At 65.4% G+C, this 21,107-nt stretch carries 21 protein-coding genes and 1 tRNA gene; 16 read left to right on the forward strand and 6 right to left on the reverse strand.

The features are described 5' to 3' along the window. The first annotated feature begins 28 nt into the window (after positions 1-28). From ACK4S9_RS03625 to ACK4S9_RS03650, 6 genes are all read left to right on the forward strand, one after another. Positions 29-1,258 (forward strand): putative DNA modification/repair radical SAM protein, encoded by a 1,230-nt coding sequence (locus tag ACK4S9_RS03625; RefSeq protein WP_409721561.1) that lies wholly within the window; start codon positions 29-31, stop codon positions 1,256-1,258. Next, positions 1,255-2,784, forward strand: coding sequence for a UdgX family uracil-DNA binding protein (locus tag ACK4S9_RS03630; protein ID WP_409721563.1), 1,530 nt, complete (start codon positions 1,255-1,257; stop codon positions 2,782-2,784). The genes ACK4S9_RS03625 and ACK4S9_RS03630 overlap by 4 nt, the downstream gene beginning before the upstream one ends. A 165-nt stretch (positions 2,785-2,949) precedes the next feature. Beyond that, positions 2,950-3,651 (forward strand): PEP-CTERM sorting domain-containing protein, encoded by a 702-nt coding sequence (locus ACK4S9_RS03635; protein ID WP_409721566.1) that lies wholly within the window; start codon positions 2,950-2,952, stop codon positions 3,649-3,651. Between the two features lie 83 nt (positions 3,652-3,734). Beyond that, positions 3,735-4,766: a TraB/GumN family protein gene (locus tag ACK4S9_RS03640; protein ID WP_409721569.1), complete on the forward strand. Its 1,032-nt coding sequence runs from the start codon at positions 3,735-3,737 to the stop codon at positions 4,764-4,766. Between the two features lie 169 nt (positions 4,767-4,935). After that, positions 4,936-5,670, forward strand: a complete 735-nt coding sequence (locus ACK4S9_RS03645; protein WP_409721572.1) for a PEP-CTERM sorting domain-containing protein — start codon at positions 4,936-4,938, stop codon at positions 5,668-5,670. A gap of 126 nt (positions 5,671-5,796) precedes the next feature. Beyond that, a tRNA-Gly gene (locus tag ACK4S9_RS03650) sits at positions 5,797-5,870 on the forward strand. Between the two features lie 43 nt (positions 5,871-5,913). Here the strand turns inward: ACK4S9_RS03650 and ACK4S9_RS03655 are convergent. Continuing rightward, on the reverse strand, positions 5,914-7,179 hold the full coding sequence (locus tag ACK4S9_RS03655) for a sialidase family protein (RefSeq protein WP_409721575.1): 1,266 nt from the start codon (positions 7,177-7,179) through the stop codon (positions 5,914-5,916). Positions 7,180-7,276: 97 nt separating this feature from the next. Between ACK4S9_RS03655 and ACK4S9_RS03660 the strand changes: the two genes are divergently transcribed. Together ACK4S9_RS03660 and ACK4S9_RS03665 are read left to right on the forward strand one after the other, a co-directional pair. Beyond that, complete coding sequence (locus tag ACK4S9_RS03660; RefSeq protein WP_409721578.1) at positions 7,277-8,188, forward strand: aldo/keto reductase; 912 nt, start codon at positions 7,277-7,279, stop codon at positions 8,186-8,188. Then, entirely contained in the window at positions 8,185-8,841 is a 657-nt protein-coding gene (locus tag ACK4S9_RS03665) for a DUF6064 family protein (protein WP_409721581.1), read from the forward strand. Before ACK4S9_RS03660 ends, ACK4S9_RS03665 begins: the two co-directional genes overlap by 4 nt. Here the strand turns inward: ACK4S9_RS03665 and ACK4S9_RS03670 are convergent. Together ACK4S9_RS03670 and ACK4S9_RS03675 are read right to left on the reverse strand one after the other, a co-directional pair. Next, positions 8,831-9,946 carry a succinylglutamate desuccinylase/aspartoacylase family protein gene (locus ACK4S9_RS03670; RefSeq protein WP_409721583.1) on the reverse strand — a complete coding sequence of 372 codons (1,116 nt, stop codon included), beginning with the start codon at positions 9,944-9,946 and terminating at the stop codon, positions 8,831-8,833. The two genes, ACK4S9_RS03665 and ACK4S9_RS03670, sit on opposite strands and share 11 nt — an antisense overlap. Before the next feature lie 86 nt (positions 9,947-10,032). Further along, on the reverse strand, positions 10,033-11,517 hold the full coding sequence (locus tag ACK4S9_RS03675) for a SulP family inorganic anion transporter (protein WP_409721586.1): 1,485 nt from the start codon (positions 11,515-11,517) through the stop codon (positions 10,033-10,035). Between the two features lie 438 nt (positions 11,518-11,955). On the opposite strand from ACK4S9_RS03675, the gene trmB reads away from it, so the two are divergent. Further along, positions 11,956-12,636 carry a tRNA (guanosine(46)-N7)-methyltransferase TrmB gene (trmB, locus tag ACK4S9_RS03680; RefSeq protein WP_409721588.1) on the forward strand — a complete coding sequence of 227 codons (681 nt, stop codon included), beginning with the start codon at positions 11,956-11,958 and terminating at the stop codon, positions 12,634-12,636. Between the two features lie 144 nt (positions 12,637-12,780). On the opposite strand, the gene recQ is transcribed toward trmB, so the two are convergent. Together recQ and ACK4S9_RS03690 are read right to left on the reverse strand one after the other, a co-directional pair. Continuing rightward, positions 12,781-14,604 (reverse strand): DNA helicase RecQ, encoded by a 1,824-nt coding sequence (recQ, locus tag ACK4S9_RS03685; RefSeq protein WP_409721591.1) that lies wholly within the window; start codon positions 14,602-14,604, stop codon positions 12,781-12,783. Positions 14,605-14,618: 14 nt separating this feature from the next. Further along, a complete protein-coding gene (locus tag ACK4S9_RS03690) occupies positions 14,619-15,452 on the reverse strand; it encodes an undecaprenyl-diphosphate phosphatase (RefSeq protein WP_409721594.1) in 834 nt (277 codons plus the stop codon). A gap of 242 nt (positions 15,453-15,694) precedes the next feature. Between ACK4S9_RS03690 and ACK4S9_RS03695 the strand changes: the two genes are divergently transcribed. Next, a complete protein-coding gene (locus ACK4S9_RS03695; RefSeq protein WP_409721597.1) occupies positions 15,695-16,105 on the forward strand; it encodes a hypothetical protein in 411 nt (136 codons plus the stop codon). A 95-nt stretch (positions 16,106-16,200) separates the two neighbouring features. Beyond that, positions 16,201-16,407 (forward strand): hypothetical protein, encoded by a 207-nt coding sequence (locus ACK4S9_RS03700; RefSeq protein ID WP_409721599.1) that lies wholly within the window; start codon positions 16,201-16,203, stop codon positions 16,405-16,407. Positions 16,408-16,414: 7 nt separating this feature from the next. Here ACK4S9_RS03700 and ACK4S9_RS03705 read toward each other — a convergent pair whose 3' ends face one another. Then, positions 16,415-16,669, reverse strand: a complete 255-nt coding sequence (locus ACK4S9_RS03705) for a YkgJ family cysteine cluster protein (RefSeq protein WP_409721602.1) — start codon at positions 16,667-16,669, stop codon at positions 16,415-16,417. 117 nt (positions 16,670-16,786) lie between these two features. Here ACK4S9_RS03705 and ACK4S9_RS03710 point away from each other — a divergent pair, with 117 nt between their 5' ends. From ACK4S9_RS03710 to ACK4S9_RS03730, 5 genes are all read left to right on the forward strand, one after another. Continuing rightward, a complete protein-coding gene (locus ACK4S9_RS03710) occupies positions 16,787-17,671 on the forward strand; it encodes an SDR family oxidoreductase (protein ID WP_409721605.1) in 885 nt (294 codons plus the stop codon). A gap of 116 nt (positions 17,672-17,787) precedes the next feature. Then, the gene (locus ACK4S9_RS03715) at positions 17,788-18,435 is read left to right on the forward strand and encodes a TetR/AcrR family transcriptional regulator (RefSeq protein WP_409721608.1); all 648 of its coding nucleotides are present in this window, start codon (positions 17,788-17,790) and stop codon (positions 18,433-18,435) included. A 217-nt stretch (positions 18,436-18,652) separates the two neighbouring features. Then, positions 18,653-19,306, forward strand: coding sequence for a protein-L-isoaspartate O-methyltransferase family protein (locus ACK4S9_RS03720; RefSeq protein ID WP_409721611.1), 654 nt, complete (start codon positions 18,653-18,655; stop codon positions 19,304-19,306). A 7-nt stretch (positions 19,307-19,313) separates the two neighbouring features. After that, entirely contained in the window at positions 19,314-19,646 is a 333-nt protein-coding gene (locus ACK4S9_RS03725; RefSeq protein WP_409721614.1) for a rhodanese-like domain-containing protein, read from the forward strand. 52 nt (positions 19,647-19,698) lie between these two features. After that, positions 19,699-21,075, forward strand: coding sequence for a TolC family outer membrane protein (locus tag ACK4S9_RS03730; protein WP_409721617.1), 1,377 nt, complete (start codon positions 19,699-19,701; stop codon positions 21,073-21,075). Positions 21,076-21,107 lie beyond the last annotated feature (32 nt).

Genomic DNA, 21,107 nt, shown 5'->3' on the forward strand with positions numbered 1-21,107 from the left:
TGTATGCCCATACAGTTCAAGGCATGCAATGGAACTCAAGGACAAACTGGAAATCCTGGCCGACGCCGCGAAATACGACGCGTCCTGCGCCAGCAGCGGCGCACCCAAGCGTTCGTCCGAGGACAAGGACGGCTTCGGCGCCACCACCGGCATGGGCATCTGCCACAGCTACACTCCGGACGGCCGCTGCGTCTCGCTGCTCAAGATCCTGCTCACCAACTTCTGCATCTACGACTGCCAGTACTGCATCAACCGCCGCACGTCCAACGTGCCGCGCGCCCGCTTCTCGGTGGAAGAGGTGGTCAAGCTGACCCATGATTTCTACGTCCGCAACTACATCGACGGCCTGTTCCTGAGCTCGGGCATCATCCAGTCGGCCGACTACACCATGGAGCAGCTGGTGGCGGTGGCGCGCCAGTTGCGCGAGGTGCACCAGTTCCGCGGCTACATCCACCTCAAGACCATTCCGGACGCCGACCCGCTGCTGATCGAAGAGGCGGGCCGCTGGGCGGACCGCCTGTCGGTGAACATCGAGCTGCCGACCCACGACAGCGTGACCCGCCTGGCGCCGGAAAAGAACGTCCACACCATCAAGCTGGCGATGGGCTCGATCCGCCGCAAGCTCGACGAAAAGCGTGAAGAGCCGAAGGCGCCGAACTTCGCGCCGGCCGGGCAGAGCACGCAAATGATCGTTGGCGCCGACGCCAGCGACGACCATACCATCCTGAACACCGCCGAGACGCTGTATGGCAGCTATCAACTCAAGCGCGTGTACTACTCGGCCTTCAGCCCGATCCCGCAAAGCCCGAAGAGCGTGCCGCTAGCTCCCCCGCCGCTGCTGCGCGAGCACCGCCTGTACCAGGCCGACTTCCTGCTGCGCGGCTACGGCTTCACCGCGGGCGAACTGATGCCCCAATCGGGCAACCTGGCGCTCGACGTCGACCCCAAGCTGGGCTGGGCGCTAGCCAACCGCGAGCACTTCCCAATGGACCTGAACCGCGCCGACGAGATCATGATCGCGCGCGTGCCCGGCATCGGCATCCGCAACGCCAAGCGCATCGTCGAGCTGCGCCGCATCCGCCGCATCCGCTGGGAAGACCTGTCGCGCCTGCGCTGCAGCATGAAGAAGCTGGCGCCCTTCATCGTCACGGCCGACTACAAGCCGGTGCAGGGCGCGGCCAGTTCCCACGTCCTCCGGCGCCACCTGGCCGACGCGCCCGAGCAGATGAACCTGTGGCCGGAACTGCAGGCGGCATGAGCGCCGGCGCTGCCGCAGCTGGCATGAAGGGCCGGCCGCCGGCGGTGACGAATTTCGCCGAATGGCGCGAGGCGGCGCGGGCGCTGCTGCAGGCCGGCGTGCCGCCCGAGGCGGCGAGCTGGGGCACGCTGGAAGGAGGCGACCTGTTCTCGGGTGCGCCGGCCACGGCCGCGCCGGCCGATAATGGCGGCACCCGATTGCAGGAAACGCAATCGCCGAGACCGTTGGCCCAGGAGGCAAGTCCGCGCGTACCCAGATCGCTGCTGGAGATGCTGCAGAAGGCCGCGTGCTTTCGCGCCCCGGATCGCTGGGCTTTCCTGTACCGCGTGCTGTGGCGCTGGACGCATGGCGAGCACGACGTGCAGTCGCCCGCCGATCCGGACGGCAGCCGCCTGCACGGCATGGTCAAGGCGGTGCGCCGCGAGGAGCACGACATGCATGCCTACATCCGATTCCGCGAGCGGCCGCTCGAAGCCGGCGACCCGCGCTTCGTGGCCTGGTTCGAGCCGCGCCACGACGTGCTGCCGCAAGTGGCCGAACACTTCGTGGCCCGCATGGGCAGAATCAGCTGGATGATCGCCACGCCCGAGGCCAGCGTGCTGTGGGACGGCCACACGCTGCACGAGACCGGCCCCCTGATGTCGAGCGCGGCCGAGCTGGACGATGCGGGCGAAGCCCTCTGGCTCACCTATTACCGCAGCATCTTCAATCCGGCGCGCGTCAACGCCCAGCTGATGCAGAGCCACATCCCCTCGCGCTTCTGGAAGAACCTGCCGGAAGGCGCGATCGTGCCTGCGCTGGTGAGCCAGGCCGAACTCGGGGCGCGCAAGATCGGGCAGGTCGAGGCGGTCGGCCGCAAGAGCGGGGCCACCATCCCGATCAGCGCCGAAGCCGCCCAGCCCGACCGCGAGCAACCCTCGAAACTCAACGAGTGCCGGCGCTGCGAGCTGTGGCAGTACGCCACCCAGGCAGTCGGCGGCGAAGGCTCGAAGCGCTCGCCCATCATGATCGTCGGCGAGCAGCCGGGCGACCAGGAAGACCTGGCCGGCAAGCCCTTCGTCGGCCCGGCCGGAAAACTCCTCGACCAGGTGTTCGCCCAGGCCGAGGTGGACCGCAAGGCCATCTACCTCACCAACGCCGTCAAGCACTTCAAGTGGGAGCCGCGCGGCAAGCGCCGCCTGCACAAGACCCCGGTCCAGCGCGAGATCGAGGCCTGCCACTACTGGCTGGAAAAGGAGCTGGCGGCGGTCAAGCCGAAGGTGATCGTGGCCATGGGTGCGACGGCGCTCAAGTCCGTGATGCGCAAGGGCACGGTGGCGCTGAAGGATTTCCTCGGCAAGCCGGTCCGCATCGACGGCGCCTGGCTGGTGACCATCTACCACCCGTCCTATGTGTTGCGGGTGCCGGACGAGGCGAGCAAGCATGAAGCCTTTTCGGTCATGGTGAAGGGCTTGCGGCTGGCGCACGAATTGCTCGCGCGGCCGGATGTGCCGGAGCCCGGTGGAGACGGTCGAGGCAGCCTCTGACATCCGTGGATGGCGAGAACAAGAGATTAACTTGTCGAAAAGATTTACATTGACATAACATGCATCGCGTCTAATTCCTATAAGTAATTAATTCTATTGGTAAATTTCTTTTAGGCACACTTCCTGCTTTGGGGTAAGCAAAACATTTCCCAAAACTAGGATCGCATGAAGACCTTTACTCTGTTGAGCGCTGCCGTTCTGGCAGCAAGCATGGCCGCATCCTCGCAAGCGGCACTCATCACGTATTCCAGCCAGAGCAGTTTCCAGCAGGCGGCCGGTGCCACCACGCTGGAAACCTTCAGTAATGCGAAGCCTGGTGTCAGCGTCGCCAATTATCTGGAAAGTTTCAATGGATTCACGCTCAGCACGGTGGCCAATGGCGACCGGTCGGGCATCGCGACTGGCCGCGTTTCATCAAGCACTGACAATCGTTCGATTCCTTCCAATTTCATTGGGCAACAGTTTTTTGGATGGGGCAATGGTCCTGCGGGTACGGGCAGCGGTAATGCAGCGCCGACCATGACCTTCACGTTTGCCACCGGCGTGAGCGCATTCGGCTTTGATTGGTTCAATACCGATACCAGCGATACCTATTCGGTCATCGTCAATAATCAGCAGCGCTTCCTGATTCCGAAGGCATCAGGCACGGCGGCAACCGGCTTTCTGGGTATCGTTGCCACCAACGGCGAAACCTTCACCAGCGTGACGATTCAAACGAGCACCTATGGGGGCACCATCACCACCGCCGGCCTGGACAACGTTCGCGTCTCCGCGCCGAAAGCGGTGCCGGAGCCTGCGGGCCTGGCCCTGCTGGGTATCGGCTTGCTGGGAGTGGTGGCGCGCCGTCGTCGGTCGCGCGCTGCCTGAGTCGCCGTTCATTATCTATTCTTAAGTTTTCGCTCATATTGCAGAGCTAAGCTTGATGGACAACCAACAACAAGGATGTTCTGATGCTCAAGTTCGCAATTCTTCCGGTGCTGTGCCTGGCCTTGTGCGCAGCACCTTCCCGGGCCCAGACCGAGGCCCGGGAGCCCGTCCCCGCGACCGCGCCTGACACGTCGGTATCTGCCGACGAGGCGCCGGCGGCGCCCGAACAGATCCTGGTGGTCGGCCAGAAGCCCGGTCCGGGCATGTGGAAGGTCTCGAAGGACGAGCACGTGCTGTGGATCTTCGGGACCTATTCTCCGCTGCCGGTCAAGATGGACTGGCGCTCGCACGAAGTCGAAGCCGTCATCAAGCGCTCGCAGGAATACCTGGCGCCGCCGGTCAGCAGGGTCGAGGCGTCCTACTTCCAGATGGCGCTGGCGCTGCCCAGCCTCATCGGCGTCAACAAGAATCCGGACGACGCCGTGCTGCGCGACGTGCTCCCGGCCGAGGTCTACGCGCGCTGGTTGCCGCTCAAGGAAAAATACCTTCCCAAGAACAAGGAGCGCGACCGGCCGATCTTCGTGGCCAACGAGCTGTTCAGCGCCGCGCTGAAGCAGGCCGGCCTTACCACCAGCACCGACGTGCGCAAGCAGGTCGAGAAGCTCGTCGAGCAGAACAAGCTCAAGGTCACGAAGACGGTCAATGAACTGAAGGTCGACAACCCGCGCCAGCTGATCAAGGACTTCAAGAAATCGCAGCTCGACGATGTGGCCTGTTTTTCGAACACCCTGAAACGCCTGGAAACCGACATCGATGCGATGCGCGTGCGCGCCAACGCCTGGGCCAAGGGCGACATCGACGCCATCCGCAAGCTCGATTTCAACGAGCAGGAAAGCTGCAGCAACGCGATCCGCAATAGCGCGGTGCTGCGTGAGCATCTGGCCTTCCAGGGGGCGGAAGAGCGCCATCGCGCCATGTGGCTCGCCAATGCGGAGGCCGCGCTGGCGAAGAACAGCTCGAGCTTCGCGGTGCTGGCGATGAAGGACCTGCTCGATCCAAAGGGCCTGGTGGCGGCGCTGGCGGCGAAGGGGTACAAGGTCGAGCAGCCGGAGTGAGTGGCGCACTTGGGCCGTCGAAAAACTTTACACCTGCACGAAAATTTCATTAGAGCAGCAATGTAGCTGGCACTAAACTATTGTTTTCAAAGAGTAAAGTTTACCAAGCTCAACATTGGTATGAGAATTGCTACATGTCTCCCGTCCAAAAGTTTTAGGGAGATCAGTCATGCATACCGTATCGCATCTTGTAATCAGCCTGTTGCTGGGCGCTGCTTCGGCCTTTGCCACAGCCGCGCCTGTTTCGCCCGAGTACACGAGCTTCGGCCCGCTGGCGGGGGCTACCTACGGCGGCTCCGGCATTCCGAACAATCCGTCCGCGATCACTTACCGCGAAGGCTTCACCATTGCCCTCACGGCGCACCAGCGCTACGACGCGCCCAAGCTGCTCAACGATGGCGAGGGGACGTACTTCGCAACCCCGGGCACCACGCTCTCGCCCAAGAATGTGCTGGGCTCGACCTGGAATGTGGGGTATTACGTCCATGTCGACCAGCCGACCATCGCCGAAAGTGGACTGAGCTTCAAGCTGTTCTACGACCTCGATGCGGGCATGAATACGGACGAGGACAAACTGGGCGTTCTCGACCTGAGTACATTCTTCTCGATCGGCGCCGGCGGAACTGCCCTGGATACCAAGCAGGATTCCCAGAACATGCTGTTCGCTTTCCTCGCCACGCCGTCGCCCTTGGTAACCCCGCCAACAGGTGGCGCCAGCTTCAATCCGCAGGCAAACGGCCACTATAGCTTCATCCTGGCGGCGTACAACGGCCAGGGCGATGAACTGGGCCGCAGCGCCATCAATGTCCAGGTCGGCGAAGTGCCGGAGCCAGGCGTGTTCGCGCTGCTGGGCCTCGGCGCCGCAGGCCTGGTCGCCGCGCGTCGCCGCAAGCAACAAGCCTGAGCCTTAACAGAACGTCTGCGTTCGACGCCCGGCGTCAGGCCGGGCGTTTTGCTTGTCTGCGCCGGCAGGCTGAAGAAGCTTGAGGATTTGTCAAAGCCCGGAAAACACGCGTAGAATGCAGGCAACGCGGGTGTAGCTCAATGGTAGAGCAGAAGCTTCCCAAGCTTACGACGAGGGTTCGATTCCCTTCACCCGCTCCAGTCCTCGGTATCCCATCCCCCAAGCTGTCACGCCGCCGACTCTTCAGCGAGAATCGGGCAAGTGTCCCCGCATCACCCAAACGCGGCTGCCGCGCCCCTGGGCGAGGCTGCTGTTGACCAGCGCGACCATGCCGTCCCCAGTCGCGAGCTTCTTGCCGAGCAGGCCTTGCTGGCTGCCCTGGCGTGCTCCTGCCCCTGGTCCGCTGTGCGGCACAGTGACCGGGGCGCCGCCATCCCGGCTGTAGCACAGCCCCTGCGCCGCCCCCCAGACGACATGCACGCGGCCCTGCGCATCGATCGCCAGCTGCGGCGCCATCGCCGCTTCAACGCGCGTAGACAAGGTGCGCGGCGCTCCGAATGCCGGATCATGGCCGTCGGAGCGCACGTGGCGGATCGCCGCCGGCTGCTTGCCCGCCTGCTCCATATAGACCAGATGCAGCCGCCCGTCACCGTCCAACGCCAGGCGCGGCGCATCGGCCCGCGCCGCCCTGGCGCCGACCAGGACCGGTGGAGAAAAGCTGGCGCCGTCGTCCGGCGAGCTGCTCACGCGGATGTCGGCATCCGGATCCTCGCCCACCGTCCAGGCCAGCCAGACCTTGCCGCCCCCGAGCGCAAGCGACGGGCCACGCGCCGGACGCTTGTCGTCGCCGGCGATGCGCTGCGGCGGCGTGAAACTGCGCCCGCCGTCGCGCGAGCGCGCCAGCCACAGGGCGCCGTCGTATTCGGTCCAGGCCGCGTAGACCTTGCCGTCCGCGCCCACCGCCAGGTCCAGGCTGCCGTTCGACCAGGTGTCGCGGTCCAGGCGGCCCTTGCCGTCGCCACCCCGCGAGCGCGACAGGTTCACGGGCTCGGAAAAGCTGCGGCCGCCATCGAGCGAGCGCGCATACAGGATCTCGCCGCCATGCGATCCGCCCGAGAAGATGATCTCCTGCCAGAGCACGTGCAGGGTGTCCGGGCCACCCGCCGCGATGCGTGGCATCCAGGAAAAGGTGTCAGGACTGCGCGACACGTCCACCGGCGCGGCGCGTGCGCGGTCATCCGCCCCGAGCACCTGCAGCAGCGCCTCCTTGCGCCGCTGGTCGACCCAGGCCACGGCCAGGGCGCCGTCGGGCAGGAAGGCAGCGGTGCCGTCGTCCACGTAGTCGTAGTGCGAGTCGTTCTGGCGCCACGGGCCCTTGGTGCCGCCACCGCTGGCGACTTCCTGCACGGGCAGCCAGGCAATGGTGTCCCGGTCCTGTGCGGACCGGACCGGCACGCAGGCCAGCAGCAAGGCAATGACGAGCAGGCGAGGGCGAAGGTGGCGTCGCATCGGTTTCCTCCAGGCGGCGCCGCTCGGCGATGCGCCGCGCCCGGCGCCGGCGCGGTATGCTCGATCCTACTCGTCCCATCCGCCAAGGAGCGCCCGCATGCCCTTCGTGTCCCGATCGCGCCGCCGCCTGCTCGCCTCGCTGCTGGCCTTGCCGGCTTTCGCCCATGCCCAGGGGCGCCCGGCGCTGCTCACGCGCGCCATTCCATCTTCCGGCGAGCAGCTGCCGGTGGTCGGCCTGGGTAGCTGGATCACCTTCAACGTCGGCCGCGATCCGGAAGCGCGCGCCGAATGCGCGGCTGTGATGCGCCAGTTCTTCGCCAGCGGCGGCCGGCTCATCGATTCCTCGCCGATGTACGGCTCGGCGCAGGCGGTGATCGGGGAGGCCGTCGGCAAGCTCAAGCCCGCGCAGCTGTTCTCTGCCGACAAGGTGTGGATCGGCGAGGGTGCCCAAGGCCCGACGCAGCTTGAAACCTCGCGCCGCCTGTGGCAAATCCCGCGCTTCGACCTGCTGCAGGTGCACAACCTGCTGGCCTGGGAAGCGCACCTGCCGATGCTGCTGCGGATGAAGCGGGAAGGACGGTTGCGCTACGTCGGCATCACCACCTCCGAAGGACGCCGCCATGGCGAGATCCTGAAGATCATGGCGAGCCAGCCGATCGACTTCGTGCAGGTTTCGTACAACGTGCTCGACCGCGAGGTGGAACAGCGCATCCTGCCGCTGGCGCGCGAGCGGCGCATCGGCGTGATCGTCAACCGGCCGTTCAGGCAGGGAGACCTGACCCGGGCGCTGGCGGGCAAGCGCCTGCCCGGCTGGGCCGCGGAGATCGGCTGCAGCAGCTGGGCGCAGGTCCTGCTCAAGTTCATCGTCGCGCACCCGGGCGTCACCTGCGCGATTCCCGCCACCTCGAGCGTCGCCCACGTGCGCGAGAACATGCTGGCCGCGAGCGGGCCGCTGCCGGACGAGGCGCTGCGCCGCCGTATCGTCCAGGACGTCGAAAGGCTGGCATGAGCGAGTGGTGGACGTACTCGCTATCGGACTTCCTGATGTTCTCGGCGCGGACCTATTATCGCCAGTTCGAACTGATGAACCGCGAGTGGTGGCCGCTGCAGCTGCTGGCCTTTGGGGCGGGGGCGGTCATCCTGGGTGGCATCGCGCACCGGCGCCTGGCCAGCGCACGGATCGCTTTCACGCTGCTGGCCGCGACCTGGCTGTGGGTAGGCTGGGCCTACCACCTGCAGCGCTATGCCGACATCAACACCGGTGCGCCGTATTTCGCGGCCGCCTTCTTCCTGCAAGCCGGCCTGCACGCCTGGATGGCCTGGAAGGCGCCACCGCAGCCGGACTTGCTCACCCCTGCGGTGGGCATGGCCTTCCTCCTCGTGCTGCTCGTGCTGGCCGGCTACCCGTTTCTGGCGTCACTGGTTGGCCGCAGCTGGTGGCAGGCCGAGGTCTTCGGCTTCGCGCCCGATCCGACCGCCATGCTCACGCTCGGCGTCCTGATGTTCTGGCGCGCGCCCTGGCCGCTGTGGGTGATTCCACTGCTGTGGTGCGCCCTCAGTACCGCGACGATGCTCGAACTGGATGCATCGCGGCCCTGGTGGCCGGCCGTGACAGCACTGCTGGCGCTGGGAACCGTGGTGTGGGGGAGGTTCAGGCGCTGAGCAAGTCGCCCGAGCGGAACGATTCGGTCCCGGCGATCTTGCACACGTGCATGCCGCGCAACAGGTGCCGGTGGGCCGTGCTCGCGAACAGCAGCCCGGCGTGCTCCGCGCACAAGGTGCTGACCTGGCCGCTCACCGGATTGACGATGTCGGCCACCGGCTCGCCCGCTTCGACCAGGTCGCCCAGCTGCTTGTGGAAGACCAGCACGCCCGCATGCGGCGCGGCCAGGGGCTCGACGGCATTGAGCGGCGTCGCGCGGCAGGGCGTTTCAGGCAGCGGCTCCAGCGGGATGTCGAGCACGCCGGCATGGCCCAGGTACTGCAGCAGGGCATTGGCGTCCTGGCGCGCGTAGTCGTAGCGCACGTCGTTCTCGCCGCGCAGCTCGACCGTGACGGCAACGCAGGAGGGCGGTATCGCCGTGCCCTCGAAGTGCTCGGCCAGGTCCCACCAGAGGCGGCTGCAGGCTTCATCGAACGCTTCGCCGCCCGAGGCCTTGGCCACCAACAACACGCGTGCGCCCAGCAGGGCCATCAGGGGCTCCACGTTTTCCACCAGCGGCGTGCCGGTGTACATGTGCATCAGCGCTTCGTTATCACAGTGCAGGTCCAGGACGATGTCGGCGTCGATCGCCATCGACAGCAGCGTCTTCTTGAGCGTCTCGACGTCGTCCTTCGGCTCCCACAGGCCGACGTGGCGCCGCGCCTCTTCGCGGATGAGGGCGACGTTGGCATCCACGTCACTGCCGAGCTTGCCTTCGAGCGACTTCTTGAGGTCGTCCGCCACGTGCCGGTACAGGCGGTTGAAGTTGATGCCGGTGTTCAGGTGGTAGCGGCCGAAAGGCGCGCCGTGGATGACCTGCGACAGGCCGATCGGATTGGCCGCCGGCACCAGGATGACTTCGCCCTTGATCCGGCCTTCGGCGTCCAGGCGTTCCAGTTCCTGGCGCAGGAAGTGGGCCACCAGCATGGCCGGCACCTCGTCGGCGTGGACGGCGGCCTGGATGTACACCTTTTTACCGGTCCCCGGGCTGCCGTAGTGGAAGGAAGTCAGGTGGGCGGTGGCGACGTTCTCGTCGACGGCGATCGGGTGTTTCACTGATTGCATGGACAGGCTTCCTGGACTCGGCGGGGATAAAACACGATTATGCGCGATTCCACCGCCTCGCCCCGCACGCTCCGCTTGGCGCATGCTCAGTGCCCGAGGGCCCGCTCGCCGCCCGCCTTGTCGTGCACGGCGAACTTGTCGATCATGGTCGCACTGGCTTCGTTCAAGCCATGCACCACCACCTGGGCGCCGGCCCGGCGCAACTTGAACACCACCTTGTCCAGCGCGCCGACCGCCGTGATGTCCCAGAAGTGGGCATGGCCGACGTCGATGTGCACGGTGTCGAGCGCTTCCTTGTAGTCGAAGGCATGCACCAACTGGTCGGACGAAGCGAAGAAGACCTGGCCGATGACCTGGTAGCGCCGCGTGCGTCCTTCGTCTTCGAGCCGGGACTCCACCTTGAGCAGGCGGCTGACCTTCTGGGCGAAGAACACGCCGGACAGCAGTACCCCCGTCAACACGCCCTTGGCCAGGTCATGGGTCGCCACGGTCACGACCACGGTCGCCACCATCACGATGCTCGAGCTGCCGGGGTGGGCGCGCAGGTCGGCGAGCGAGCGCCAGTTGAAGGTGCCGATCGACACCATGATCATCACCGCCACCAGTGCAGCCATCGGGATGCGCTGGACCCATTCGTCGAGGAACACCACCAGCAGCAGGAGCACTACGCCGGCCGTCAGCGTCGACAGGCGTCCGCGGCCGCCCGACTTCACGTTGATCACCGACTGGCCGATCATCGCGCAGCCAGCCATGCCGCCGATGAAGCCGGTGGCGATGTTGGCGACGCCCTGGCCGACGCATTCGCGGTTCTTGTCGCTCCTGGTATCGGTCATGTCGTCCACGATGGTGGCGGTCATCAGGGATTCGAGCAGGCCGACCACCATCAAGGTCACCGAGTACGGCAGGATGATCTGCAGGGTTTCCAGGTTCAGCGGCACGTCCGGCACCAGGAAGGCGGGCAGGCTGTCGGGCAGCTGGCCCATGTCGCCCACGGTCCGGATGTCCAGGCCCAGCACGATCGACAGGCCGGTCAGGACCACGATCGCCACCAGCGGCGAAGGCACGGCGCGCGTGAGGTAGGGGAGGCCGTAGATGATGGCCAGGGCGGCGGCCGTCACCGCGTACACGTGCCAGGTGACGTTCGTCAGTTCGGGCAGCTGCGCCATGAAGATCAGGATGGCCAGCGCGTTCACGAAACCCGTGACCACCGAGCGCGAGACGAAGCGCATCAGGCGGCCGAGCTGGATCCAGCCGGCCAGGACCTGCAGCAGGCCGGCCAGGATGGTGGCGGCAAGCAGGTAATCGAGGCCGTGTTGCTTGACCAGGGTGACCATCACCAGCGCCATGGCGCCAGTCGCCGCCGAGATCATGCCCGGGCGGCCGCCGAAGAAGGCGACCAGGGTCGCGATGGAGAAGGACGCGTAGAGGCCGACCTTGGGATCGACGCCGGCGATCAGGGAAAACGCGATGGCTTCAGGGATCAGCGCGAGCGCGACGACGAGGCCGGCCAGCAGATCGTTGCGGACGTTGGAAAACCAGTCCTGGCGGATGGTGTGCAGAGAAAAAGACATGTAAAACCTTCCCGGCCCGCAGCTGCGGGCAACAAGCAATAGAAGAGCGGGCCGGGCCGCCGAGCGGCGCCGGCCAGGGACGAACCGCCGCTGCTCACGATGGACGCAGGCTCATGCGGCAGGCTGCAGGAAGCCGGGAAGACTTAGGGAGGAGTGACAGAGCAGAAATAACCGCGCGGCAGTCCAGCACCCCGGAAGGAGGCCGCCGCGAGGCGGTTCTGGACGTAGCGTGCCCATTGCGCGCAATCGGCGGCGCGGCATGAGGGGCTGGGCACGGTGTAAAGCAGGGTCATGGAAGAAATTTTGCAGTGCAACATGGGTGAGCGTCAAGCTTTATCTGGTCTCGCCAGCGGGCGGCCAGCTATAATGGCAGCCGTTTTTTCCTCATACTGTTCCCCCATGTCCTCTGAAAAGCCTACCAATGGCCCGGCGCGTTCCATGCTGTACGATCCGACCGAACACCGCATCCGCAGCTTCGTCACGCGGGCCGGCCGCCTGTCGACCGCCCAGGCGCGCGCGCTGGAGGAACTCGGTCCCAAGTACCTGATCGAGTATAAAAAGGAGACGCTGGACCTGGAACAGGCGTTCGGCCGCAAGGCGCCGGTCATCCTGGAGATCGGCTTCGGTATGGGCGACACCACCGCCCACATCGCGCGCCTGATGCCGGAGAAGGATTTCATCGGCGTCGAGGTGCACACGCCGGGCGTGGGCAGCCTGCTCAAGCAGATCGGCGAGCAGGGTATCGAGAACCTGCGCCTGATCCAGCATGACGTGGTCGAGGTGCTGAACCACATGATCCTTGACGGCTCGCTGGCCGGCGTGCACGTGTTCTTCCCGGACCCGTGGCACAAGGCGCGCCACAACAAGCGCCGCCTGATCCAGCCGGCGTTCGTGAAGGTCCTGTGCGACAAGCTGGCGCCGGGCGGCTACATCCACTGCGCCACCGACTGGGAAGACTACGCGGTGCAGATGCTGGAGGTGCTGGGCAACGAGCCCCTGCTCCAGAACACGGCGGAAGGCTATGCGCCGCAACCGGCATACCGGCCGCTGACCAAGTTCGAGAACCGTGGCCTGAAATTGGGACACGGCGTGTGGGACCTCGTCTTCACCAAGAAGTAAAGGTTTACCGTAGGGTGGGCGGCTCGTGAACCGGGGCCACTGGCCCGGTTTACCCCACGCCGTTTAAGCAGCGCGCGTGCAACATCACCGTGATTTGACCGCGTGGGCAGGAAACCTGCCCTCCCTACCGATGACTTCGAAACCTCACATCATCTCGTTGATGATGGCGACGATCTCGTCGCCGTAGGAGACGAGTTTCTTCTCGCCGACGCCGGAGACGCCGCGCAGCGCGTCCAGCGAGCCCGGCTTGACCTTGGCGATCTCGCGCAGGGTCGCGTCCTGGAACACCACGTAAGCCGGCACGCCGTGCTCGCGCGCCGTGCCCATGCGCCAGGAACGCAGGCGCTCGAAGAGCGCCTGCTCGGAGCGCGACAGTTCCAGCTCTTCATACCCGCTGCTGCGCGAGGACGACGGCCGCTTGGCCTTGACCGGTTTCTGGTACTGGCGCAGCTGCACCTTCTGCTCGCCCTTGAGCACGGGGCGCGCGGCGTCGGTCAGTTTCAATGAGCTGAAGGCGTCGTGGTCGACCGTGACGAAACCGAGCGCGATCGCCTGGCGCACGATGGCGCGCCACTCCTGTTCGGAACGGTCGGCGCCGACGCCGTACACGGTGAGCTTGTCGTGGTGCCACTGGCTGATGCGTTCCGTTTGCGCGCCGCGCAGCACGTCGATCACGTGGCCGGCGGCGAAGCGCTGGTCGACGCGGTAGATGGCCGACAGCAGTTTTTGCATCGGCACCGTGCCGTCGACCTGGATCGGCGGAATCAGGCAGGTGTCGCAGTTGCCGCAGGGGCCGGAACGCTCGCCGAAGTAGTCGAGCAGGCGCATGCGCCGGCAGGACAGCGTCTCGCACAGGCCGAGCATGGCGTCGAGCTTCATCGACAGCACGCGCTTGAAGGTCTCGTCGGCCTCGGATTCGTCGATCATCCGGCGCTGCAGCACCACGTCCTGCAGGCCGTAGGCCATCCAGGCGCTGGCCGGCGCGCCGTCGCGTCCGGCGCGGCCGGTCTCCTGGTAGTAGCCCTCGATGCTCTTGGGGAGATCCAGGTGGCAGACGTAGCGCACGTCCGGCTTGTCGATGCCCATGCCGAAGGCGATGGTGGCCACCATCACGATGTTGTCTTCACGCAGGAAGCGCGACTGGTTGGCCGCGCGCACGCTGTGTTCCATGCCCGCGTGGTAGGGCAGGGCGCGAATGCCGTGCTGGCACAGGAAGTCGGCGGTTTCCTCGACTTTTTTGCGCGACAGGCAGTAGACGATGCCGGAATCCTGCGGGTGCTCGCTGCTGATGAAATCGATCAGCTGCTTGCGGCCGGTGGTCTTCTCGACGATGGAATAGCGGATGTTCGGGCGGTCGAAGGACGAGACGAACTTGCGCGCATCGTCCAGCTGCAGGCGGTGCGCGATCTCATCGCGGGTCTGCTGGTCGGCGGTCGCGGTGAGGGCGATGCGCGGGATGGTCGGATAGCGCTCATGCAGGACCGACAGACGAATGTACTCGGGACGGAAGTCGTGGCCCCACTGCGACACGCAGTGCGCCTCGTCGATGGCGAACAGGGAGATCGGCGAGGCATCGATCAGCTCGAGGCAGCGCTGCGTCAACAGGCGCTCGGGCGCCACGTAGACGAGGTCGAGCTCGCCGGCGCGCACCAGGCGCTCGATGCGCAGGGTTTCCTCGAAGGTTTGCGTGGAGTTGAGGAAGGCGGCGCGCACGCCGACTTCCTCGAGCGCGTCGACCTGGTCCTGCATCAGCGCGATCAGTGGCGAGATGACCACGCCCACCCCGTCGCGCAGCAGCGCCGGGATCTGGTAGCACAGCGACTTGCCGCCGCCGGTGGGCATCAGGACGAGGGCGTCGCCGCCGCTGGCCACGTGCTCGACGATGTCGGCCTGCTGCCCGCGGAAAGCGGGATAGCCGAAGACCGTTTCGAGAACGTGGAGGGCGCGCGCGCCGATTTCGCTTGTCATACTCTATTTACTGTTTATTCAGCCCAGGTCACCAGGCCGAAATGGGCGGTCACGAGCACCAGGATACCGAATACGATACGGTACCAGGCAAAGATCGTGAAGTCGTGCGAACTGATATAGCGCAGCAGCCAGCGCACGCACAGGAAGGCCGCGATGAAGGCGGAAAAGAAGCCCAGGCCGAACAGGGGCAGGTCGGCCGCCGACAGCAGCGCACGCTCCTTGACCACCGAGTACACCGTGGCGCCCAGCATGGTCGGCATGGCGAGGAAGAAGGAGAATTCGGTCGCCGCCTTGCGCGACAGGCCGAACAGCATGCCGCCGATGATGGTCGAGCCGGAGCGGCTGGTGCCGGGAATCAGGGCGAAGGACTGCGCCAGGCCTACCTTGAGCGCGTCGAGCGCGCTCATGTCGTCGACGGTTTCCACGCGCGCCGCGGTCGGGCGCAGGCGGTTGCGCCGCTCCACGTACAGGATCAGGATGCCGCCGATGACGAGGGCGATCGCCACCGGCACCGGATGGAACAGCAATTCGGTGATCGCCGAGCTGAACAGCACGCCGGCGACGGCGGCCGGCAGGAAGGCGATCACGACGTTGCGCGCGAAGCGCTGCTGGACCGGGTCCGCTCCCAGGCCCTTGAACACGCGCGCGATCCGGTCGCGGTACTCCCACACCACCGCCAGCATGGCGCCGGCCTGGATCACGATCTTGAACACGACCGATTTCGGGCCGGTGAAGTCGAGCAGGCTGCCCATCAGGATCAGGTGGCCGGTGGAGGAAATCGGAAGAAACTCGGTGAAGCCTTCGACCAGGCCCATGATGATCGCCTTGATGGCGAGAAGAATGTCCATGTATGCGTTAGAGTGAGATCGGCTGGATGCGGGTGCTGTCGGGATATTCCGTGGAGGTACTGCGGGGCCGAAGCTTAACATGATTGCAACAGGCGGCGTCGCCTGCTGTGTCCGGTGCAAGATTGTACCGCGCCCGGGTTGCCGCCGGGTCAGCTCATCGGCATGCCCGCAAAATTATCTCGTGCGCCAGCAGCTCGAACGCGTGCTACACTGGACCGCATGAGTATTCCTGACTCAACCGCATGAGCATTTTTGTTGTCCTGATCCTTGCTGCGCTCGCCTGGGCAGCATTTCACGGTTGGCAAATGCCCAACTCCTTGCGTTACCGGCCCTGCCAGGGCCGGGCTTGGCGCAGCAGCTTTCCTACCGCGTCGCGGAAGGACATCCGCGATTTCCTGTCCGTTTTCGTGTCCTCCTTTTCCTTCCGGGAAAGCGAGCGGCTGCACTTCCGTCCCGACGACGAAGTGCTCGGCATCTACCGCGCGGTGAACCCGACGCGCTGGCTGCCGGACGCGCAGGAATTCGAGACGCTGGCCAAGGCGCTGCGCGAGCGCTATGGCCTGAGGCTGGACGAGATCTGGCACGAAGGGATGACGCTGGGCGGGCTGTTCCAACGCGTGCAGCAGGCGCGCAGCAGGTACGACGCCGTGTAAGGGGCCGCGGCGCAGGCATCGGCCTTGCAGCAGATTACCCCGCGTGGGTAAGGGGCGGGTCTTGCTTTCTGTAAGCTTGGCAGCATGTGCCGGACATGCTAAAACAGAAACTGAACTGGAGACGGCCGCTGTTCTATGTTTTGCTGCCGATCTTCTTCGTAATGGCCTTCCTCGGCTTTCCCCTGCCCGTCGCACCGCCGCCTGCCACCAAGCCGGCGGTCGAGCACGCCACCGTCATCAAGAAGAAGAAAAAACGGATCGGGCTGGTCATGCCCGACGACGATCCCAAAGGAAAAAAGTAGGGGGCGGCTACGGCGCCGTGGCACGCTCCAGTTCATCCAGCCAGCGCATCGCCTGCTCGCGACTGTCCCCGCACATTTCCCTTGAAGGCTGCAACCCGCCGCAGAAAGCCGGGCGCTCGGGCCGGCCGAAGATCAGGCAGCGATTGTCCTCGCCCAACTGCACGCAGCGCACGCCGGCCGGCTTGCCATGGGGCATGCCGGGGATCGGGCTGGTGATCGAGGGCGCGGTGCAGCAGGCGCCGCAGTTGCTTCTACACTGCATGGGAAGGAAGGACGAAAGAAAGGGCAGGAGTATACCGCCGCGGCGCCCATGGCGGGCGCGGCGCCCGCCGTTTTCCTGCTACGTTGTTGTCATCGCACAGCACAAGCAGGAGGCCCCATGTCCAGTCCCCTCAAACCCCTGAACCGCCAGGTCGTGGTGATCACCGGCGCATCGAGCGGCATTGGCCTGGCCACCGCGCAGGAAGCCGGCAAGCAGGGCGCGAAGCTGGTGCTGGCCGCGCGCGGGGCCGACGTGCTCGAGGCGGTGGTGCAGGGCCTGGTCGAGAACGGCTTCGAGGCGGTGGCGGTGGTGGCCGACGTCGCCGAGCGCGCCCAGGTCGAGCGTATCGCGCAGGTCGCGATCGAGCGCTATGGCCGCATCGATACCTGGATCAACAATGCCGGCGGCACCATCTACGGCCGGCTCGACCAGGTCTCCGAGGAAGACAGCCGGCGCCTGTTCGACATCAATTTCTGGGGCATGGTGCACGGCTCGCTGGTGGCGCTGCCGCACCTGGCGCGCCAGGGCGGCGCCCTGATCAACCTCGGCAGCGAGGCCTCCGAGGTGGCGATCCCGATGCAGGGCATGTATTCGGCCAGCAAGCACGCGGTGAAAGGCTTCACCGATGCGCTGCGCATCGAGGTCGAGCACATGGATGGAGCGCCGGTATCGATCACCCTGATCGAGCCGACCGCCGTCGACACGCCGCTGCCCCAGCATGCGCGCAACTACATGGACTGCGAGCCGAAGCTGCCGTCGCCCCAGGTCGACCCGCACGAGGTGGCGGCCGCCATCCTGCATGCGGCCGTGGTGCCGATGCGCACGGTGCGGGTGGGCCTGATGGCCGAACTCGACGTGCTGATGGAGAAGATCGCGCCCGGACTGACGGACCGCCTGTCGGTGTTCCAGGTGTCGCGCCAGCAGCAGGATGCTCCGCCGCGCAACCCGGATGGGGCCTTGTATGCATCCCGGGCAAACGGGCGCATTTACGGACCTTCATGAACGTGCGACATCACGTAAATACCTGTTTATATTGACAGTTTTGGCAAGGATTGCTTGACTGCCTGACAAGCCGCGTCTATATTCTATGGTTGTTCATTTGGTTTCTAGGCAGAAACATGGAATGTCCAATCGACAGCAAGCCGCGGTGGGAACGCCGGAAAGAGGCCCGTCCGCAGGAGCTTCTTGCTGCCGCAATCGACCTGTTCGTCGAGCGCGGATTCGCCGCCACCCGTCTGGAAGACGTGGCGCGCTGCGCCGGTGTCTCCAAGGGCACGCTCTATCTCTACTATACGAACAAGGAAGAACTGTTCAAGGCCGTGGTGCGCGAGAGCATCCTGCCTTTCCTGGGCAAGGCTGAAACGTCGGTTGCCGAGTTCGATGGCCACAGTGCCGACCTGCTGCGCAGCGTGGTCATGAACTGGTCGCGCCAGATCGGCGAGAGCAAGGCCTCGGGACTGGGCAAGCTGATGCTTGCCGAAGCGGGCAACTTCCCCGACCTGGCCGCCTTCTACCGGGACGAAGTCATGCGCCGCACGGTCCAGATGATTTCGAGCATCGTCGAACGCGGCGTCAGCCGGGGCGACTTCCGCAAGGTCGACATCCCGCAGATGACCCAGGTGCTGATCGCGCCCATGATGATGCTCAACGTTTGGCGGCACTCGGCCGTGGCTCCCGGCGAGAACGGCGCGCTGCAGCCCGAAGCCTATCTCGAGAACCTGCTCGACCTCATCCTGAACGGCCTGCTCCCCCGAGAGAACGCCTGACAAAGCCCACTACTGCGTGCATCGTCTCGCCCTGGTCCTTGTCAGGCGCTCCCAGGCCGCCGTTTGCGTCATTGCACCGTTTTTTCGGCGTTCAACCCCTCTAAACTGCAGACTGTCGCAATTTCCCCCGGTCCGGGCAGCCCATCGCTAAGATGTGCGTCCTGTGGCCGTTCAACGATAAAATATCGGATTATTTATTTTTCCATCGAGAATTGAGATGAATATCGAACAAGCCCGCTTCAACATGATCGAACAGCAGATCCGCCCGTGGAACGTGCTCGACCAGGACGTGCTGGACCTGCTGCACGTCGTCAAGCGCGAACAGTTCGTGCCGGCCGCCTACCAGAACCTGGCCTTCGCGGACGTCGAGATCCCGCTGCCGGGCGGTGAAGCGATGTTCAACCCGAAGGTCGAAGCGCGCATCATGCAGGAACTGGCGGTCAAGAAGCACGAGAACGTCCTCGAGATCGGCACCGGTTCGGGCTACATGGCGGCACTGCTGGCGCACAAGGCGCGCCACGTGACCACCGTCGAGATCCAGCCGGAAGCCGTGAAGCTGGCGCAGGAAAACCTGGCCCGCGCCGGCGTCACCAACGTGACCGTCGAGGAAGGCAATGGCGCGGGCGGCTGGGCCAAGGGCGCGCCCTACGACGTGATCCTGGTGTCGGGCGGCCTGCCGCTGCTGCCGCAAGCACTGCTGGAGCAGGTGAAGGTGGGCGGCCGCATCGGCGCGATCGTGGGCGAGGCCCCGGCGATGAGCTTCAAGATCATTACCCGCACGTCGGAAAGCGGCTACGACACGGTCAAGCTGTTCGAGACCATCGTCAAGCCGCTCACCGGCGCGCCTGCGCCGTCGCGCTTCGAGTTCTGAGGCCGCGATGCAGCACATGACCGCACCGGAGCTGGCGGCCCGGCTTGCCCAGGTGGAAGCAGGGGCAGCCGAGCAGCCGCTCCTGCTGGACGTGCGCGAGAACTGGGAATTCGAGACCTGCCACATCGCAGGCTCGACCCAGATCCCGATGCACCTGGTGCCGATCCGTGCCGGCGAACTGCCGGACGACCGGGAGATCGTATGCATCTGCCACCATGGAGCACGCAGCATGCAGGTGGCAAGCTTCCTCGAACGGAACGGATTTGACAACGTAACGAACTTGACGGGCGGAATACACGCCTGGGCCGTACAGGTCGACCCTTCGATGCCGAAGTACTGACCTGCGAAGTACTACCTGTCCTTAACTTTTGATGACTCCAGTGGAGAACGTAATGCAGAAACCCCTGCGCAAATCCTTTCTTGCCGTGCTGGTTGCCGGCGCCGTCTTTTCGCTGAACGCCAGCGCGGCGGACCTGCTCCAGGTGTACCAGCAGGCACTCGCCAACGATGCGGCCTATGCAAGCGCGCGTGCGTCGGCGGCTGCCGGGCGGGAGCGGATTCCGCAGGGGCGCGCAGGACTTCTCCCGACCGTGGGCATCACCGGCAGCAGCATCAAGAACGACCGCGAAGCGTCGCCGTTCAACGAAGGCGCACGGTTCACCGATCCGCTGACCGGCCGGGAAACCATCGTGGCGGGAGACGGCTCGAACCTGCGCACCAGCCAGTACACGCTGCTGCTGACGCAGCCGCTGTTCCGCTGGGACCGCTGGGAAACCTACCAGCAGAGCAAGCTGCAGCAGGCCATCTCCGAAGCCCAGTTCGCGCAGGCCCAGCAAGACCTGATCACCCGCGTGGCGCAAGCCTATTTCGACGTGCTGGCGGCCCAGGACAAGCTGGAATCGACCCGCGCCCAGAAGACCGCGGTGACCGAGCAGCTGGCATCGGCCAAGCGCAACTTCGAAGTCGGCACCCAGACCATCACCGACACCCACGAAGCGCAGGCGGCATATGACCTGGTGATCGCCCAGGAATTCGCGGCGGTGAACGACCTCGACAACAAACGCAATGCGCTGCAGGCCATCATCGGCACGGCCCCGACCAACCTGGCGCCGCTCAAGAGCGGCATCACCCTGACGGCGCCGTCGCCGGCGAACCCAGACCCCTGGGTGTCCTCGGCCGAAAGCCAGAACTACGGCGTGACCGTGTCGCAGCTGCAGGTGGAACTGGCCAAGCGCGAAATCTCGAAGACCCGCGCCGGCCACTATCCGACCCTGGACCTGGTGGCCAGCAACCAGCGTACCAAGGTCCACGGCGGCACCATGGGTGCTTCCGGCACCAATACCAACAATGGTATCGGCGTGCAGTTCACGGTGCCGATCTTCAACGGCTTCGGCGTCACCAGCCGCGTGCGCGAAACCATCGCGCTGGAAGACAAGGCGCGCAACGACCTGGAAGCGACGCGCCGCCAGGCCGCCCTGCAGGCGCGCCAGGCCTACTTCGGCGTGAACAGCGGCATGGCCCAGGTCAAGGCGCTGGAAGCGGCGGAAGTGTCGAGCCAGTCGGCGCTGGAATCGAACAAGCTGGGCTACCAGGTGGGCGTGCGCATCAACATCGACGTGCTGAACGCGCAGCGCCAGCTGTACCAGACCCGCACCGACCTGTCGCAGGCGCGTTATAACACCATCCTGAACGGCCTGCGCCTGAAGGCGGCCTCGGGCTCGCTGCGCGAATCGGACCTGGCGGCGGTGAATAACCTGCTCGAGAAGTAATCGCCGCGCAGGCCGGTCCTGCCGACGAATGT

This window comes from Massilia sp. (assembly GCF_046293535.1).
Taxonomy (GTDB): domain Bacteria; phylum Pseudomonadota; class Gammaproteobacteria; order Burkholderiales; family Burkholderiaceae_D; genus Telluria.